Raw genomic sequence first — 16,959 nt, forward strand, 5'->3', positions numbered from 1 at the left:
CCGCCCAGCCTGGGCAAGATAAGCAGGACCCGATCAAACGTAACCCAGATGAGGCTGATGACGACCAGCTGGATGAGGCTCTGGAAGAGACGTTTCCTGCAAGTGATCCCATTTCCCCGTAGTTGCTGATTGATGCTCTTCGGTTAGTCTTCAAGCAGCCTTTTGCGCAGTGCGGGAAGTACTTGTTCTCGCAGCAGGGGCGCCAGGTGCCCCTGCCGCTCTGCATGTACTTCCAGCCAGTCCAACGCATCGATTTCCGCCTGTGCCTTTACCGAGCGTTCGAGGCGGGCGAAGAAAACATCAGCTTCCACCCAATGGTCCGGCTCGTTGGCCGCTCGCGACTGGAAGTGGCCGAGCGACTCTAGCTGCGATGGGTCCATCGTTAGATTCAGTTCCTCGTGCAGTTCCCTCCCGAGCGCCTGCCGAGGCGTTTCCCCCATTTCGATCTTGCCTCCAGGCAACATGAATGCCTGGGTGCCGCGCTTGCGTACGACCAGCACGCGTCCCGTCTCATCAAGCAGGCAGGCCGTGGCGATCTTCAAAATGGTCAAAGTCATCGGGCGTTCTCGTTATCGTGACATAGCGCCACCAGCGTTTTGTGTTGGTTATAGCGCTGCAAGCGGGGGGCGAGCGCCTCTGGCAATGCAGTGGCCACAGCGAAACCCAGTGGCTGGTAGAAGGACACCAATTTCGGCTCGCAAAACAGCCATACAGGCCCTTCGCAGCCAGCCAGGGCTTGCACCACCAGACTCCGCCCCAATCCCTGGTTGCGGCGACTCGGTGCGACCAGCAAACCGGTAAGCCATTCGCCGCCGTCAACGCCTGTGAGACACAGGCCCGCAAGAATGTCCGAGTGCCCCGCGACCCAGTAGCGGGCGCCAGCCGGCGCTCGCATATGGCTGCGGTGGGCTCGGTAAAACTTGTTGAGTAAAAGTCGGCTTTCGTTGGGCAGCTGACGTAGCTGAGAAGCTTCCACTAGTTGTTCTCCACCGGTGCTGCCGAATATTAACCGATGCTTGTCAGCCGGCCGCCCGAGCAGCCCGCATAAGGATCTGTCGGTCGCTCCGTTTATCTGGCACTTGCAATTTTCCATCTTGTCCGGGCTCTCAGAAAGATCAGCCCACCCGCGAGGGGAAAATACGATGCTAGACCTACTGATCGTTATGGCCTTCATTCTCTACGGTCTGGGTTCCGGCCTGCGTGCAAGAGGCAAGGCTTCGCAGAGCCTCGATGAGTATTTTCTTGCAGGCAGGACTATCAAGGGTTGGAAGGCAGGCTTTTCCATGGGCGCGACTCAGTTCGCGGCTGATACACCGCTGTTGGTGACGGGGTTGGTTGCGACGGCTGGCGTCTTTGCTCTTTGGCGTCTCTGGATCTACGGCCTTGCGTTTCTGTTGATGGCATTCGTGTTCGCGGTGGGCTGGCGCCGCGCCGGGGTCTTGACCGACGCCGAGCTGACCTGCGTGCGCTATAGCGGCAAGGGCGTTACTCCGCTGCGTTTACTCAAAGCAATCTATTACGGCACGGTCATCAATTGCGTGGTGCTGGCGATGGTTCTGGTGGCAGCCATTCGCATCGCGGAAGTATTTCTGCCCTGGCATCTGTGGTTACCGGCTGGCCTCTATGAGCCCATCGTCGCGTTTATCGCCAGTACCGGCATTCAGCTGGGTGAAAGCATCACCGGACTCGAGCCGGCGGTGATGAGCGCCAACAATCTGATATCGATCCTGCTGATCCTTGCGTTTACCGCGATGTATTCGATTACGGGCGGCTTGCGCGCGGTGGTGCAGACTGACGTTGTGCAGTTCAGCTTGGCGATGATCGGCACGTTGCTCTACGCCTGGTTCGTGGTTGATGCAGCGGGCGGACTGGGTGGGCTGACGGACCGCATCGTTGAACTCTATGGCAGCGAGCAGGCAGGCCAGATGCTGTCTTTCGCCCCGCCTGCAGACGCGGGTGAGGCATTGATGCCATTTTTGATCATCGTTGGCTTGCAGTGGTTCTTCCAGATGAACGCTGACGGTACCGGCTACCTTGCGCAGCGAAGCATGGCATGCCCGACCGACCGTGACGCTCGGATTGCCGGCCTGGTGTTCACTTGGCTACAGATATTCCTGCGCAGCCTGTTCTGGATGGCCATCGCCATCGGATTATTGGTGCTGTATCCGTTCACGCCAGCGGAAATGGCCGGTGATGGCTTCACAGCTGCGCGCGAGGCATTGTTCGTGCAAGGTATCGAAGATCTGCTGCCGCCTGGCGTGAGGGGCCTGATGCTGGTTGGCTTGCTGGCAGCGCTGGCATCAACCGTCGATACGCACCTTAACTGGGGTGCCTCTTATTGGAGCAATGATGTCTATGGCGGCGTGTTCGCGCCGCATGTCCTCAAGCGCAAACCTAAGGATCGCGAGCTGGTCCTGGTCGCGCGGTTGTCCAACGTGCTGATTTTGCTGATTGCGATGATCATCATGGCCAATCTCGGCTCGATCCAGACGGCCTGGTTCATTTCGCTGCTATTCGGCGCGGGAATGGGCTCTGTGCTGGTGCTGCGCTGGCTGTGGGAAAGGATCAATCTCTATTCAGAGCTGACGGCCATGGCGGTATCGCTGATAACAGCGCCACTGCTGCTTTACTACTTGGGCACCGACCCTGATCGCGAGTGGGTGCGCCTTGGAATCATGGCGTTGACGACCACCTCAGCTGCAATCCTGGTGACCTTCATTACCCCTGCTACCGACGATGCCACGCTTAAGCGCTTCTACCGACGTGTACGCCCGTTCGGCTTCTGGCGGCGCGCAGCGCGGCTTAATGGGGTGGCGGGCGCCGTATCGGTCAAGGCGCTTGGCTCGCGCCTTTTTGCGGTTGCGATAACGGCTGTTTCGCTCTTTTCGCTGTTGGTGGGTGTTGGGCGCCTGATGTTTCCACCACCGGGTGGTTCTGCATTGATCAGCTGGATATGTCTTGCGGTAGGCCTGTTGTTGATACCGGTCTGGTTGCGGATCGCCATGGGGCGTGAGTTCGATAACGACCCCGACGATGAAATGCTTCCGGACGATATAGCGACCCCGGAACAAGTTAATACCTGATCATCGCACCGGGATTTACCGTTCCGTTAGTTGTACGTTTCGTTTGTTTCTCGTGCTTGAAAGTATCTGAATAAGGGCTTTTTCAAATAAAAAAGATATTCATAAACAAGCGCTTGCGCAACATACCTAAAATAAAATGAACAGTCATGGCGGGTGCCTGTCATTAACAATGCGCATCGAATAAGTTGCGCACTCCGCCATAGTTAGTAAGAACAAGAGGTGTTGTCATGAACAGACTTTTCAAAACTTCCCTTCTGGTCGCCGCCATGCTTCCCGCTATTGCAGTTGCCGCTCCTGTGGCAGGTGATCGCGAGGTTACGCTGGGTGGTGCGGGCAGTAGCGATAAGGACTTCGACGATACAGTGTTCTCCTTACAGGGTAGTTGGGGTACCTATCTGGATGAGTCCTCCATGTGGGGCGTTCGGCAAACCGTGAATGCCCGCGACTCGGAAGGGGAGAGTGTGCAATTCGACGGTTCGACCCGTGTGTTTTACGACTATCACTTCGGCAGTGGCAACACCCGTCCGTTTGTCGGGTTGAGTGTCGGTGGGATCTATGGCGAGGAGGTTGACGAGACCTTTATGGGTGGGCCTGAAGTCGGTATCAAATACTGGGTACAGGACAAAACCTTCATCACAGCAATGGCCGAATATCAATTCCTCTTCAAAAGCGGAAGCGATGCGCGAGATCGTTACGACGATGGGGCTTTTTTCTACAGCGTTGGGATCGGCTACAACTACTGAGGCCAACAAGTGCGATGTTTAACGCATCGTACTTGCTCTATGTGGTGTGCTGAGCGGGTGCAAGTTTGCGCGTCTTCTGTTCAGCCCTCCACCAACTCTTTCAGAAAGTTCTGCAATGCCAGCCCAGGCTCGTCATCTTCAGAGGTGATCATGCGAATCCCCCACTGACTGAGGATCTCCTCCTGCACGGGGTTGGGTTTATGCGAGAAAACATATGAGATAGGACGGACGCCCAGGGTTTCGTGCCGGTTCCACATTTTCGACAGTTTATAAAACAGCAATCGTATGTTTGTGTCCGAAAGACTGTAGCCAATAAACAGCACGGCCTTGCTTAGCGTATCTGCGCGTAGCTTGATATCCAGTGGTGTCTCGAATTGCAGCCTTTCGTAGTAGCTGGTCTCGTCAAGCACGATGGAATCGTCATCGTCGAAATCGCCGTGAAACTTGACGATCTGCCGCACACCGTCGCGTGCCTTCACCAGATCACTGGCGTTGGCAATTTTCAGATAGCTGACGCCGTGGGCGTCATGCGCGTTCTCTAGCCAGCGGTCATAGTTAGTGGTGTAGATAGCAGGAAACCGACCCTGAACGATCAACCGGTGTATTTCCGAGTCGCGAATATCGATGTCCTTGTGCCACTCGCGGTCCATCCAACTGCGCAGTGGGCCGATGTTGCCCTTCTTGATGCGGTAGTACTCGGCCAGCGACAGGAAATTACCGTAGGTGTCGAAGACCTCGGGGTCGTAATCGAGCTGAGTCGCTATCTCATTGATCAATTCGCGCCATGGCGGCAGCCCGATGTTGGCGGACACCCCCGAGCCCACGAAGAGAATCAGCCGATTGTTTCGATACGCCTCCAGCAGCTTCTGCGTCATCACCTCAAACCCTCCGCAAGTAGGTGATGAACGCATCCAGAGCGCGCCTGCGCATCGACAGATCGTTATGCACACCGCCCAGTTCCGCGAAGGTGCATGAGTAGCCATCCGGCACGAATACGTTGTCCCACTCGAAACCCTGATCACCCGCCGGGGTGCGGGAGATCCTGCCGGTGACCTCCCCTTTGAAGAAGTGCCGTTTGCGGCCGTCGCAATAGCCGATCAGCGTGCGTGCTACGGCAGAGGGGTCGTCGAGACTGCCGATCAGATCGGAGAAACGTACCGCGTGCAGGCGATCCCAGAAGGTCTGGGTAAGGCCGCCAGGAAAACCGTTCAGGCTGTTGATGAACAGGCCGGAATGCTCGACAAACACCGGCTTGCCAATCAGTTTGAAAGCGGCCAGCAATTTGTCGCTGACCAGTTGGTTCAGGTCTTCGGTCTGAGTTTCAACGATGCGCACCGGGAACCTGATGATCTCAATGCCGCTTTTCCCGAGGAATTCTTCCGCATCGCGAATCTTTTGCTCGTTCACCGAGGCAAAGCGGATCTTCATATGATCACCTGGCTACGTGGGTCAGTGTCGCCGAGTCTGTAACGGCTACAGATATGACGCAGCGAGGCGGCAGGGGTTCGGCCTCGCGCCTGACCGGGCCGGGTTACCGCGTAGTTGGCTGTACGGGACATGCGCGCTGGCCAGCCTGGAGAATGCGTTCTGCTGGGATTTGCAACTGAGTCAGCAAGTAACCGGCAAACTCATCGGAGTATCCCTGCTTGGCGATCGCGAGTGCCATGCAGTTGAGCCAGGCATCTCGCTCGGTTTCACCCACGCTCCAGCGCGTGTGAAATTGTGGAATGCTGATGCTGCCGTAGCGTTCCGAGTAACGCCGTGGACCACCCAACCAGCCGCAAAGGAACGCAGCCAGCCGCTGGCGCGATTCGTCAAGGTCGCCTGGATACAGGCGGCGGACACGGGCTGCATCCTTGCGTTCGTCCATGATCTGGTAGAAATCGTCGACCAGGCGGGTCAGGCCAGATTCGCCTCCCGCTGCCTGAAATGAAGCATCGCCCACACCAAACGGCGCGCTTAAGTTTGTACTCATGGTTGGGCCTCGAATGGCGGTGACCGTGGAGATTGATCCAGAGCAACAGATGCGTTTTTGGCACCCAAGCGCGGCGGGGTGATGGTCTATGCTGTCGTCACATCTGGTTGGAGACTCGCTATGCGCAACATTCTTCTCGCTTATGACGGTTCGGACAATGCCAAACGGGCGCTGCAATACATCATCGATTTTGCCGCCGATGTGACTAAGCCGCTGCAGGTGCACGTACTGAACGTACAGCAGGAACCGGTGCTCTACGGCGAATTCGTGACCGCGGGAACGGTTGATGAGCTGAACAAGAGCTTTATCGACAAATCGAACCGTACCCTTGCGGACGCGGCTACAGCGCTGCAAACGGCAGGGATTTCACACCAGACTCACGCCATTCTGGGCAATGTGGCTGAGGAGGTGAGCAATGCGGTGCAAAGGTTCGGCTGCGACACCGTGGTGATGGGGACCCGGGGTATGGGAAGTTTTACCGGCATGCTGATGGGCTCGGTCGCCAACCGGGTGGTTCATGAGGTCTCGGTGCCGGTCCTCCTGGTGAAGTGACCGACACCTGCCTTCGCCAGCGTCAGTCCTGCTTGCCCTTGAGCAGGTCGCCGAGGTTGGCGAAGGCCTTGAACGTCTCCTTCGGCCCCAGATCGCTACCCGGCCGGGCTTCGGCCTGATACTGGTTGTCGGTATAGCGTGAGTGCTCATTGTCGTGGCAGTACAGGCAGAGCAACTCCCAGTTCGAGCCGTCTTCGGGGTTGTTGTCGTGGTTGTGGTCCTTGTGGTGGACCGTCAACTCGCTCAGGCGCTTGCCCGAGAACTCCCGAGCGCAACGTCCACAGACCCACGGATACATCTTCAGCGCTTTTTCACGATAGCCCTGTTCGCGCTGAGCGTAAGGGGTGTTGGGTTTGTTCGTACTCATCGCTGTGCCTCTAGCTCAACGGTTGTAGTGTGCTTCAGCCGGCCAGCCCTACGTAGACGTTCTGCACGTCGTCGTGGGCATCGATGGCGCTGAGGAAGGCTTCGACCTCTTCGAGTTCGGCCTCGGACAGCGTGGAGACGGGGTTCTTCGGACGATATCCGAGCTGCGCCGACTGGACAGTGAAACCCTGCTCCGGCAAGGCGCGGCAGACTACGTCCATGTCGGTAGCATCGCTGATGAACAGCGTGGCGCCTTCGTCAGCGGCTTCGAAATCCTGTGCGCCGGCCTCGATGGCGGCCAGTTCTGGGTCCGCATCGGCAGTCGCCGGCACAGCTTCGATCATGCCGCAGTGATCGAAGTCCCAGGCGACCGAGCCGGAGGCGCCGAGCTGTCCCTTGCGAAACAGCACGCGGATCTCGGCCACAGTGCGGTTGACGTTATCGGTCAGGCACTCGACGATCACCGGGACCTGATGCGGTGCGAAACCTTCATAGGTGGTGCGCTCGTAGTTGACGCTCTCGCCGAGCAGCCCTGCACCTTTCTTGATGGCGCGTTCCAGGGTTTCACGTGGCATCGAGGCTTTCTTGGCCTGTTCGACCACCAGACGCAAGCGAGGATTCATGTCCGGGTCGGCGCCGCTACGGGCTGCGATCATGATTTCTTTCGACAGCTTGCCGAAGGTTCGTCCCTTCGCGTTGGCTGCCGCTTCCTTATGTTTCGCTTTCCACTGTGCGCCCATGGTTACTCTCGTCACTGTTGCAAGTTGATGGGGTCGATCGTTAGAGGCGATTCTAGCCGTTGGCGCTGTGGCAGGCACGAACCACGCGCATTTGTCTGCTTACCGCAGGACGTATGGCACCAGCGATGACTGTAACGCCCAAATGCCTGATCGCTGTATGAAGACAAAACCCTGGCGGGCGGCTTAACTGGATTTTTGTCTGGGGAACCGCCCATGGCGCCAAAAGACTTGCTGCTGGCTCTGGTTGTAATCGTCGTATGGGGCATGAATTTCGTCGTGATCAAGATCGGTCTGGATGACATTCCACCGATGCTGTTGGGGGCGCTGCGTTTTGCGCTCGCCGCGTTTCCGGCGGTCCTCTTCATTAAACGGCCTCAGATGCCGCTGCGCTGGTTGCTGGCCTACGGTGGAACCATATCCCTCGGTCAATTCGCTTTTCTCTTCTCCGCGATGAAAGTCGGCATGCCGGCTGGCTTGGCCTCGCTGGTGCTGCAATCGCAGGCATTCTTTACGCTGTTGTTCGCCGTCCTGTTTCTGGGCGAACGGTTTCGTGCAAGCAATCTGGTGGGGCTGGTGATCGCCGCTGGCGGTTTGCTGCTGATCGGTATGCAAGGCGACCGCAGCATGACGCTGGCCGGTTTCCTGCTGACCATCTGCGCGGCATCGATGTGGGCACTGGGCAATATCGTCACCCGCAAGGTGGGCAAGGTGAATCTGGTCGGGCTGGTAGTGTGGGGAAGCCTGATCCCACCGATTCCGTTCTTCGCGCTGTCTTGGGTGCTGGAGGGGCCGGAAGCGATCGGGGGCGCATTGCGTGGCTTCGGGATGGATTCGGCGCTGGTGCTGATCTACCTGGCGTTCGGCGCGACCATTCTTGGTTACGGGCTCTGGAGTCGTCTGTTGTCGCGCTATCCGGCCAATACCGTTGCGCCGTTCTCGCTGCTCATCCCCGTCGTTGGGCTGACCTCCGCCGCGGTACTGCTGGACGAGCACCTGGGCCTGCTCCAGGCGGTTGGCGCGCTGCTGGTCATGCTGGGTCTGGTGATCAACGTAGGCGGGGGGTGGGTGGTTGGCCGACTGCGCACGGCTTTCGGCAGTTCAACGGCCTGACAGCAAAACGCCCCTACGGTGTCCGGGCGGGTGGTGCGGCGACTTCTTTCGGTGGCCGCTTCGATGATGGCCTACTCGCGGTCAGCGGTGCGGCTGAGCGGCACGCCGCCGCTTGATGACATCAGAACAACGCACCCTGGTCCTGTTTTCGACGGCGACTGTCCAGGCGTTGACGAAAACGTGTGCGGTATTCGTTCGCCAGCGGCAACAGACTCGTCAGCCAGTCGAGTTCGGCATCGCTGAGGTCTTCGTTCATGTAGCCGCGCCAGATGCGCAGCACACTCGCGGCGGGGCAGGGCCGTTCGATCAACCGCAGCATTGCACCAGGGGGAACGGTACCGGGTTCAAGGGTTCGGTACAGCCAGCCGGTTCTGCCGCTTTTGGCCAGTTGCCGGGCGAGGCCGCGGGCGTCGTGTCGCCGGTCGAGGTTGCTGCAGGGTGAACGAGGCTGGCTGACTTCGATCAGGGCATCACCCCACCGAAAGCGATCACCGATGCATACCTGTCGTTCATCCAGGCCCAGCGTCGACATATTTTCGCCAAACGCGGCGGGGCCGATGCCCGGCAAATGCGGAAAAAGCCTGCGCCAGTGAGAGTAATGATCGGCCGGATAGTGGCAAAGGCTGCGATCCGGCCCGCCATGGAAACGGTTATCGGCGACTCGGTCGCCCTGCAGCCCGTTGAAATCAAGCCAGACGCCGCTCATCACCAGTTGTTTGTCGATGGCTGACGGCTTCTCCGTACCCGGCAGCCGCAGCAGTTGGTTGCGTAGGAAGGGACCTTCAGCCGGCCATTGCATGAGCACCCTCTGATCTGGATGAGTGAGAAGGGGCTTGCTCAAGTGGCGTTGAGACGGGCCAGCTCGCGACGCACCATGGCGGCGAATTCTGGCAGTTTCAGCTGATACAGCTCGGTTGCGACCCAGCCCAGCCAGCGGGTGCCCAGCGCCTGTCGTTGTTCGAGCAGTCGTCGCGCTTCGGCGGTCGCACGCTCGGCATGTTGCTGATGAAACTCCGACCGGCTCATGGCTGCTCCTCAAACTGAGCGGGCGATTCTAAACGACCACGGCAGTTGGCGCCTGATCGCTTGGTAAAGCTGCTGTGCCGCGCTAGGCTCGCGATTCTGTCGTTTATCGAGTTCGAATCATGCCGCGGTCTGTGAACTTCAAGGACAAGCTCTCCCGTCAACGGCCTTATGGGCGCCCGGAGTCGGGGCTCAAGGCGTCCGAAGGTGATTTGTCGCTGATTATCGATCAGCTCGAAAGTGATCGCGGCCGCATCATTAATTCCGCTGCCGTGCGCCGATTGCAACAGAAGACCCAGGTGTTCCCGCTGGAGCGCAATGCGGCGGTGCGCAGTCGCCTGACGCATTCGCTGGAGGTCCAGCAGACCGGGCGCTTTATTGTGCGCACTCTGTACAAACAGCTCGGTTCGCGGGCGACCCAATATGGCCTGGATGGCCTGGAAGGTGCGCTGGAAAGTCTCGTCGAAATGACCTGCCTGATGCACGACATCGGCAACCCGCCGTTTGGCCACTTTGGCGAGTTCGCCATTGGCGAGTGGTTCAAGCGGCACCTGAACCTGCTGTTCGACACCGCGGTTCCTGACGGGCAGGGCGACAACGAATTGCGCAGTCGGATGCTGGTCGACCTCGAACAGTTCGAAGGCAATGCCCAGGCAATTCGCCTGGTGGTCAGCCTGCTGCGGCTCAACCTGACCTACACACAGACAGCAGGCCTGCTGAAGTACGTGCGCGCCGCTTATGCGCCTAAGCCGGCCAAGGGAGCCCCGGGCGCCTATCTGCTGAAGAAGCCTGGCTTCTATCTTTCGGAGGAGCCTTTCGTCGCAGATTTGCAGGCTGCGCTGGGTCTGCAACCAGGCACGCGTCATCCGGTTGCGTACATCATGGAGGCAGCCGATGACATCGCCTATTGTCTCGCCGACATCGAAGACTCGGTGGAGAAGGGCATCTTCAGCATTGAGCAGCTATCACAGCTGCTGATCGACAAATTCGCCGAACACGGCTCGCCCGACGAGCTGATTGCGAGTACCGGCCGCAGCTTTCGCAGCATGGTCGAGTACGCTCAGGCGCGCGCTGCCAAGGAGCCGATCAACAAGGTGGGCGAATTCTTCATCTGGCTGCGGGTGAACATGGTGCACCCGCTGGTGCAGCACGCGGCCCAGCAATTTATCGAGCATATCGAAGCGGTCCACAACGGCACGCTGGACCGTGCCCTGCTGGAAGACGCAAGCCTGCCCAACGCCATCGTGCAGACGTTCAAGGATGTCGCGATGGACCGCGTGTTCTGCCATCGCGAAGTCGAGACCCTGCAGCTGCAGGGCTACCGGATTCTGCAGGGGCTGCTGGACGCCTACGCGCCACTGCTGGCCGTTGCACCTGCGACCTTCCAGGCATTGACCGAAGGCAGCTGCCGCAGCGAACCGCACCTGCAGATGCTCGCCCGACGGCTGCCCAGTCAACTGATAAAGGCCTACCACGAGTCGCTCAGAACGCTCCCTGAGAGGCGTGACGACCAGCCGTTGTGGGAGTTCTATTACCGCTGCCGCATGTTGCAAGACTTCGTCAGCGGCATGACCGATCAACTGGCGCAGGACGAATACCGCGTTCTCTCTGCGCTGTGACCCAGGCCTGCCGTCTGGCAGGCATTCGCAGCTGCCTTGGCTCTGCGTATTTATCGCGGCCCAGGCCAATGGAAAATCGACGATGTTTGGTCGTCGCACGGCTCCTGCGGCGTGTGGAGCGGGTTGCCTTGCGGAATCGTTGGGCAGCATGCGCGGGGCGGCCGGTCGTTCCCGGTCGCAGGGCTCGTTCCCGCTGCGAAGCCCAGGCTGCTGCTTCAGTTGGCTGCTTCAGTCGCTGCAAGGGGATCGCGGGTGTACGCGCGCATGAACAGATCGACGCAATCCTTAACATGTCGCTTCATGTCTGCTACGTCCGGTTGCTCGGCATAGCCGATCAGCAGACGGAAATGGGCAACGCCTTTGATCAATGAACAAAAATGTTCTGCAGCGCGCATCGGTTCGGGCACGTTCAGCAACTGGCGCTGGTGAGCCTGGTCGAGCATCTGCTCCAGGTCGACCAATAGCTTCTGTGGGCCCGCGTCGAAGAACATCTGCGACAGGGCCGGGTTCTGCGTTGCCATCGCCACCATCACCCGGTGCAAACCGATGGATTCGGGACTGATGACCAGCTCGTGAAAAGCATGGGCAATGTCCAGCAGGACCGAACGGAACTCACGCCCATCCTCCAGCACAAACAGCCGGCGCGGCAGGCGTGTTTCGCAGGTGGTCTTCACTGCCTCGCCGAACAGCGCCTCCTTGTCCTTGAAGTGGCTGTACAGCGTGAGCTTCGAGACACCGGCTTCGGCCGCGATGGCGTCCATGCTGCTGCCTTCGTAACCATTGTTGAGAAACAGCACCTGAGCGGCCATCAGGATGGCCTCGCGTTTGGCGGGGTCCTTCGGACGGCCCGGGCCAGAGGGTGCGGGTGGGTTCTTTATCATGTGCGTTTTAATACTAGACTGGTGAGTTCGGTATTTTTACTATACCGCGCAGTATAAGTATTAGAACCCGCTTCGCGACAGAGAGAGATTCGACGTGTTCCGACATGCCTTGCCCTTCCTCGGTGTTTTTGGTTTTGCCTTGCTTGCCGGTTGCGGCAATGGTGAGCCTGAGCCGCTCTCGACGCGCCCCGTGATGGTGGCCCAGCCACAGCCCGCCGGTGAGGCCTTTGAAAGCTATCCGGGCGAAGTGCATGCGCGCTACGAACCGGAACTGGCGTTCCGAATCGGCGGGAAGGTAACCGAGCGCATGGTCGAAGCCGGCGAGCGCGTGCGCAAGGATCAGCCGTTGGCCAAGCTCGACCCGCAGGATGTGCAGCTGCAACTTGAGGGGATCCGTGCCCAGGTGGCGGCGGCTGAAGCCAACCTCCGGGTCGCCCGTGCCGAGCATGAACGCTACAAGACCTTGATGGATCGGCAACTGGTCAGCCGCTCGCAGTTCGATTCCTCTGAAAACGCCTTTCGCTCGGCCCAGGCGCGTCTGAAGCAAGCGCGTGCCGAGTTCGATGTGGCGAACAACCAAGTCGACTACGCCATTCTGCGCGCCACGCACGAAGGGGTGATCGCCCAGCGCCAGGTTGAGGTGGGGCAGGTGGTCGCCGCCGGCCAGACGGCGTTCGTGTTGGCTGCCGATGGTGAGCGCGAGGTAGCGATCAACTTGCCGGAACAGGCGCTGGACCGGTATTCGGTTGGCCAAAAGGTCTCGGTGGAAATCTGGTCCCATCCGGGCAAGCAGTATCCCGGTCACATTCGCGAGCTGTCGCCGGCTGCCGATCCGCAGTCGCGTACCTATTCGGCGCGTGTCGCATTCGCCGATACCGATGTACCTGCCGAGCTGGGGCAGAGTGCGCTGGTGTCGATCCGCAGCGACGGCGAGGTGCCCTTGGCCGTGCCGCTTTCCGCGGTCACTGCCGAGAAGGGCAAGGCCTACGTCTGGAGAGTAAAGGACGACGCCACGCTGGAGCGTGTTGCGGTGCAAACCGGTGCCTTTGGCGAAACACAGGTGCCCATCCTCAAAGGCTTGCACGCCGATGACTGGGTCGTGCTGGCCGGCGTGCAGATGCTCCACGAGAACCAGTCGGTGAGGGCGGTCGATCGTGACAACCGCCCGGTCGAGCTGGCAGCGCAGGAGTAATCAGGATGCGCTTCAATCTTTCCGCCTGGGCGCTGGGCAACCGGCAGATCGTTGTCTATCTGATGCTGCTGATGGCCGTCGTCGGTGCGCTTTCGTACAGCAAGCTGGGTCAGAGTGAGGACCCACCGTTTACCTTCAAGGCCATGGTCATTCAGACCCAGTGGCCCGGCGCGACCGCCGAGGAAGTCTCCCGGCAGGTCACCGAACGCATCGAAAAGAAGCTGATGGAGACCGGCGAATACGAGCGCATCGTCTCCTTCTCGCGGCCGGGGGAATCGAACGTGACCTTCATGGCGCGCGATTCGATGCGCTCCGAGCAGATACCGGATCTCTGGTATCAGATTCGCAAGAAGATCGGCGACATTCGCCACACGCTCCCGGCAGGCGTCCAGGGACCGTTCTTCAATGATGAATTCGGTACCACCTTCGGCAACATCTACGCCTTGACCGGGCAGGGCTTCGATTACGCGGTGCTCAAGGACTACGCCGATCGCATCCAGTTGCAGCTGCAGCGGGTCAAGAACGTCGGCAAGGTCGAGCTGATCGGTCTGCAGGACGAAAAGATCTGGATCGAGCTATCCAACGTCAAACTGGCGAATCTGGGCGTGCCGCTGGAGGCTGTGCAACAGGCGCTTGAGGCGCAGAACACGGTGATGTCTGCCGGCTTCGTCGAAACCGCCAGCGATCGTGTGCAACTGCGTGTCACCGGTAGCTTCGAGACGGTCAAGGAGATCCGCGACTTCCCCATCCGAGTTGCTGGCAGCACCTTCCGTATTGGCGACGTCGCGGAGGTTTATCGTGGCTTCAACGATCCGCCGGCGCCACGCATGCGCTTCATGGGGGAACCGGCGATTGGCCTGGCGGTGTCAATGAAGGCCGGCGGTGACATCCTCATGCTGGGGGATGCGCTGCAAGGCGAGTTCGCCCGGCTGCAGCAGGAGCTGCCGGCTGGTATGGAGTTGCGCAAGGTCTCCGATCAGCCCGCGGCGGTGAAAACCAGTGTCGGTGAATTCGTGCGGGTGCTGATCGAGGCGCTGGCAATCGTGCTGCTGGTGAGCTTCTTCTCGCTCGGTGTGCGCACTGGGCTGGTGGTCGCCTTGTCGATTCCCTTGGTCCTGGCGATGACGTTCGCAACCATGCATTACCTCGACATCGGCCTGCACAAGATATCGCTGGGCGCGCTGGTGCTGGCGCTCGGGCTGATGGTGGATGATGCGATCATCGCGGTGGAGATGATGGCGATCAAGATGGAACAGGGCTTCGATCGGCTCAAGGCCGCCAGCTACGCCTGGACCAGTACCGCCTTTCCAATGCTCACCGGTACGCTCATTACAGCTGCCGGCTTTTTGCCGATCGCCACTGCGCAGTCGAGTACCGGCGAGTACACCCGATCGATCTTCCAGGTGGTGACCATCGCGCTGGTGGCTTCCTGGATCGCGGCGGTGGTGTTCGTCCCTCTGCTGGGCGAGAAGCTGCTGCCGGATCTGGCCAAGCGTCACGCGCTGAAACACGGCGGTAGCGACCAAGGGCATGACCCGTATTCGACGCCGTTCTACCAGCGCGTGCGCCGCGTGATTCACTGGTGCGTGCACCGGCGCAAGACGGTGATCGTGCTGACGCTGCTGCTCTTTGTCGGCGCGATAGGGCTGTTCCGTATCGTCCCGCAGCAGTTCTTTCCGGCTTCAGGTCGCCTCGAGCTGATGGTCGACCTGAAGCTGGCCGAAGGCGTGTCGCTCAAGGCCACTGAAGCCGAGGTGCACCGCCTCGAAAAGATGCTCGAGGAGCGCGCCGGCATCGACAATTACGTTGCCTATGTCGGCAACGGTTCGCCGCGTTTCTATCTACCACTGGATCAACAGCTGCCTGCCACCAGCTTCGCCCAGATCGTGGTGTTGGCCAACAGCATCGAGGAGCGCGAAGCTCTGCGCAGCTGGTTGATTGAACGGCTGAGAGAGGACTTCCCAACACTGCGCGGGCGCGTCAGCCGGCTGGAAAATGGCCCTCCGGTGGGCTATCCGGTGCAGTTCCGCGTGACCGGCGAGCATATCGATGTCGTACGCACGCTGGCACGTCAGGTGGCGGCCAAGGTGCGTGAAAACCCCTACGTGGCTAACGTCCATCTCGACTGGCAGGAACCAAGCAAGGTCGTCTGGCTGAATGTCGATCAAGATCGCGCGCGCGCGCTCGGGGTGAGCACGGTCGAATTGTCCCAATTCCTCAAGCGCACCTTTACCGGCACCACCGCCGGCCAGTTCCGTGAGGATAACGAGCTGATCGAGATCCTGCTGCGCGGTACGGCTCGCGAGCGGGAAATGCTGTCGATGCTGCCGAGTCTGGCGATTCCCACCGCCAGCGGTCGCAGCGTGCCGTTGTCGCAGGTCGCAACCCTGGAGTACGGCTTCGAGGAGGGCGTGATCTGGCATCGCAATCGCCTGCCAACCGTAACGGTGCGTGCCGACATCTATGGCGAGCAGCAGCCGGCTTCGCTGGTGCAGCAGATAGAGCCGACGCTGAGCGAAATTCGTGATGCGCTGCCCAGCGGTTATCTGCTGGAAGTCGGTGGCACCGTGGAGGATTCCAGTCGCGGCCAGGCTTCGGTAAATGCCGGCATGCCGCTATTCGTTATCGTCGTGGTCAGCCTGTTAATGCTCCAGCTCAAAAGCTTTTCGCGATCTGCGATGGTCTTTCTTACCGCGCCGCTGGGGCTGATTGGCGTTGCGTTGTTCCTGCTGTTGTTCGGCAAGCCGTTCGGCTTTGTCGCGATGCTCGGCACCATCGCGCTGTCCGGGATGATCATGCGCAACTCGGTGATTCTGGTGGATCAGATCGAGCAGGACATCGGCGCCGGGCAGGATCGTTTCAACGCCATCATCGACGCCACGGTACGTCGCTTCCGGCCCATCGTGCTGACCGCCCTGGCTTCGGTACTGGCGATGATTCCACTGTCGCGTAGCGTGTTCTTCGGACCGATGGCGGTGGCGATCATGGGTGGCCTGATCGTCGCGACTGCCTTGACGCTGTTGTTCCTGCCGGCGCTTTATGCAGCCTGGTTCCGGGTCAAGGAAGAACGAGCGGTGTAGGGGCGCATCGCCGGCATCTCTCAGATGCCGGAGGCTTGCAGCAGTTTGTCGGCCGCCGCCTTGGCCAGCAGCGCCTGATCAGCCGGACCTTCGATGTGCGCCATGCTCAGCGCACCTTCGATCAAAAATTGCAGTTGCCGCGCAAGTTGCTCGGGTTGCGGTGCATCAAGTGCTTCTAGCAGTTCGCGCAGGTGCGTCTGGAACTCTGCCTTATAAGTAGCCGAGCGCTGATGAATTGGGTGGTCGCGGTCGTGATATTCGGCGGCGGCATTGATGAACAGGCAGCCACAGAACGCACTGGGGCTGTTAATCATATTGTTCAATCCCTCGAAAACGCCGAGCAGCGCCTTGCGTGGCGGCAGCTTGTCGCGTGCTTCGCGTAGGCGTTCGAGCATTGGCTGCTGTCGAGCGTCCAGTACCGCCAGAATCAGCTCTTCCTTCGACTTGAAGTGCTTGTACAGCGTCATCTTGGCCACGCCGGATTCGCTGAGAATCCGATCGATGCCCGTGGCGTGATAACCCTCTGTGTAGAACAGCCGCTCGGCAGTGCTGAGCAGCAGATCGCGTTTGTTCGTTGCCATTTGAATCTCCTCGG

General features: G+C 59.7%; 18 protein-coding genes. 7 read left to right on the plus strand and 11 right to left on the minus strand.

Going from position 1 to position 16,959, the window contains the following annotated elements:
- Positions 1-143: 143 nt before the first annotated feature.
- The gene (locus PSTU_RS21865; RefSeq protein WP_036993409.1) at positions 144-557 is read right to left on the minus strand and encodes an NUDIX hydrolase; all 414 of its coding nucleotides are present in this window, start codon (positions 555-557) and stop codon (positions 144-146) included.
- Positions 554-976 (minus strand): GNAT family N-acetyltransferase, encoded by a 423-nt coding sequence (locus tag PSTU_RS21870; protein WP_051127911.1) that lies wholly within the window; start codon positions 974-976, stop codon positions 554-556. Before PSTU_RS21870 ends, PSTU_RS21865 begins: the two co-directional genes overlap by 4 nt.
- Before the next feature lie 166 nt (positions 977-1,142).
- Here PSTU_RS21870 and PSTU_RS0118045 point away from each other — a divergent pair, with 166 nt between their 5' ends.
- Both PSTU_RS0118045 and PSTU_RS0118050 read left to right on the plus strand, forming a co-directional pair.
- The gene (locus PSTU_RS0118045) at positions 1,143-3,083 is read left to right on the plus strand and encodes a sodium:solute symporter family protein (protein ID WP_019342419.1); all 1,941 of its coding nucleotides are present in this window, start codon (positions 1,143-1,145) and stop codon (positions 3,081-3,083) included.
- 227 nt (positions 3,084-3,310) lie between these two features.
- The gene (locus PSTU_RS0118050) at positions 3,311-3,826 is read left to right on the plus strand and encodes a hypothetical protein (RefSeq protein WP_019342420.1); all 516 of its coding nucleotides are present in this window, start codon (positions 3,311-3,313) and stop codon (positions 3,824-3,826) included.
- 80 nt (positions 3,827-3,906) lie between these two features.
- On the opposite strand, the gene PSTU_RS0118055 is transcribed toward PSTU_RS0118050, so the two are convergent.
- The 3 genes from PSTU_RS0118055 to PSTU_RS0118065 all read right to left on the minus strand — a co-directional run bounded on the left by PSTU_RS0118055 (position 3,907) and on the right by PSTU_RS0118065 (position 5,801).
- The gene (locus PSTU_RS0118055) at positions 3,907-4,701 is read right to left on the minus strand and encodes an SIR2 family protein (protein WP_019342421.1); all 795 of its coding nucleotides are present in this window, start codon (positions 4,699-4,701) and stop codon (positions 3,907-3,909) included.
- A gap of 4 nt (positions 4,702-4,705) precedes the next feature.
- The gene (locus PSTU_RS0118060) at positions 4,706-5,254 is read right to left on the minus strand and encodes a non-canonical purine NTP pyrophosphatase (RefSeq protein WP_019342422.1); all 549 of its coding nucleotides are present in this window, start codon (positions 5,252-5,254) and stop codon (positions 4,706-4,708) included.
- Positions 5,255-5,357: 103 nt separating this feature from the next.
- Positions 5,358-5,801: a group II truncated hemoglobin gene (locus PSTU_RS0118065; RefSeq protein WP_019342423.1), complete on the minus strand. Its 444-nt coding sequence runs from the start codon at positions 5,799-5,801 to the stop codon at positions 5,358-5,360.
- A 120-nt stretch (positions 5,802-5,921) separates the two neighbouring features.
- Here PSTU_RS0118065 and PSTU_RS0118070 point away from each other — a divergent pair, with 120 nt between their 5' ends.
- On the plus strand, positions 5,922-6,353 hold the full coding sequence (locus PSTU_RS0118070; RefSeq protein ID WP_019342424.1) for a universal stress protein: 432 nt from the start codon (positions 5,922-5,924) through the stop codon (positions 6,351-6,353).
- A gap of 22 nt (positions 6,354-6,375) precedes the next feature.
- Here the strand turns inward: PSTU_RS0118070 and PSTU_RS0118075 are convergent, their stop codons facing one another.
- Both PSTU_RS0118075 and PSTU_RS0118080 read right to left on the minus strand, forming a co-directional pair.
- Complete coding sequence (locus tag PSTU_RS0118075; protein WP_019342425.1) at positions 6,376-6,720, minus strand: YajD family HNH nuclease; 345 nt, start codon at positions 6,718-6,720, stop codon at positions 6,376-6,378.
- A 34-nt stretch (positions 6,721-6,754) separates the two neighbouring features.
- Positions 6,755-7,459: a YebC/PmpR family DNA-binding transcriptional regulator gene (locus PSTU_RS0118080; RefSeq protein WP_019342426.1), complete on the minus strand. Its 705-nt coding sequence runs from the start codon at positions 7,457-7,459 to the stop codon at positions 6,755-6,757.
- A gap of 213 nt (positions 7,460-7,672) precedes the next feature.
- On the opposite strand from PSTU_RS0118080, the gene PSTU_RS0118085 reads away from it, so the two are divergent.
- Positions 7,673-8,569 carry an EamA family transporter gene (locus PSTU_RS0118085; RefSeq protein WP_019342427.1) on the plus strand — a complete coding sequence of 299 codons (897 nt, stop codon included), beginning with the start codon at positions 7,673-7,675 and terminating at the stop codon, positions 8,567-8,569.
- 121 nt (positions 8,570-8,690) lie between these two features.
- Here the strand turns inward: PSTU_RS0118085 and PSTU_RS0118090 are convergent, their stop codons facing one another.
- Both PSTU_RS0118090 and PSTU_RS0118095 read right to left on the minus strand, forming a co-directional pair.
- A complete protein-coding gene (locus PSTU_RS0118090) occupies positions 8,691-9,368 on the minus strand; it encodes an MOSC domain-containing protein (RefSeq protein WP_019342428.1) in 678 nt (225 codons plus the stop codon).
- A 38-nt stretch (positions 9,369-9,406) separates the two neighbouring features.
- Positions 9,407-9,595 (minus strand): hypothetical protein, encoded by a 189-nt coding sequence (locus PSTU_RS0118095; RefSeq protein WP_019342429.1) that lies wholly within the window; start codon positions 9,593-9,595, stop codon positions 9,407-9,409.
- 119 nt (positions 9,596-9,714) lie between these two features.
- Here PSTU_RS0118095 and dgt point away from each other — a divergent pair, with 119 nt between their 5' ends.
- A complete protein-coding gene (dgt, locus tag PSTU_RS0118100) occupies positions 9,715-11,211 on the plus strand; it encodes a dGTPase (RefSeq protein WP_019342430.1) in 1,497 nt (498 codons plus the stop codon).
- Between the two features lie 215 nt (positions 11,212-11,426).
- Here dgt and PSTU_RS0118105 read toward each other — a convergent pair whose 3' ends face one another.
- Positions 11,427-12,092, minus strand: coding sequence for a TetR/AcrR family transcriptional regulator (locus PSTU_RS0118105; RefSeq protein ID WP_019342431.1), 666 nt, complete (start codon positions 12,090-12,092; stop codon positions 11,427-11,429).
- Positions 12,093-12,186: 94 nt separating this feature from the next.
- Here PSTU_RS0118105 and PSTU_RS0118110 point away from each other — a divergent pair, with 94 nt between their 5' ends.
- Both PSTU_RS0118110 and PSTU_RS0118115 read left to right on the plus strand, forming a co-directional pair.
- Entirely contained in the window at positions 12,187-13,284 is a 1,098-nt protein-coding gene (locus tag PSTU_RS0118110) for an efflux RND transporter periplasmic adaptor subunit (protein ID WP_019342432.1), read from the plus strand.
- A 5-nt stretch (positions 13,285-13,289) separates the two neighbouring features.
- The gene (locus PSTU_RS0118115; protein ID WP_019342433.1) at positions 13,290-16,364 is read left to right on the plus strand and encodes an efflux RND transporter permease subunit; all 3,075 of its coding nucleotides are present in this window, start codon (positions 13,290-13,292) and stop codon (positions 16,362-16,364) included.
- A 20-nt stretch (positions 16,365-16,384) separates the two neighbouring features.
- On the opposite strand, the gene PSTU_RS0118120 is transcribed toward PSTU_RS0118115, so the two are convergent.
- The gene (locus PSTU_RS0118120; RefSeq protein WP_019342434.1) at positions 16,385-16,945 is read right to left on the minus strand and encodes a TetR/AcrR family transcriptional regulator; all 561 of its coding nucleotides are present in this window, start codon (positions 16,943-16,945) and stop codon (positions 16,385-16,387) included.
- Positions 16,946-16,959 lie beyond the last annotated feature (14 nt).

Source organism: Stutzerimonas stutzeri SDM-LAC (genome assembly GCF_000235745.1).
GTDB lineage: Bacteria > Pseudomonadota > Gammaproteobacteria > Pseudomonadales > Pseudomonadaceae > Stutzerimonas > Stutzerimonas stutzeri_H.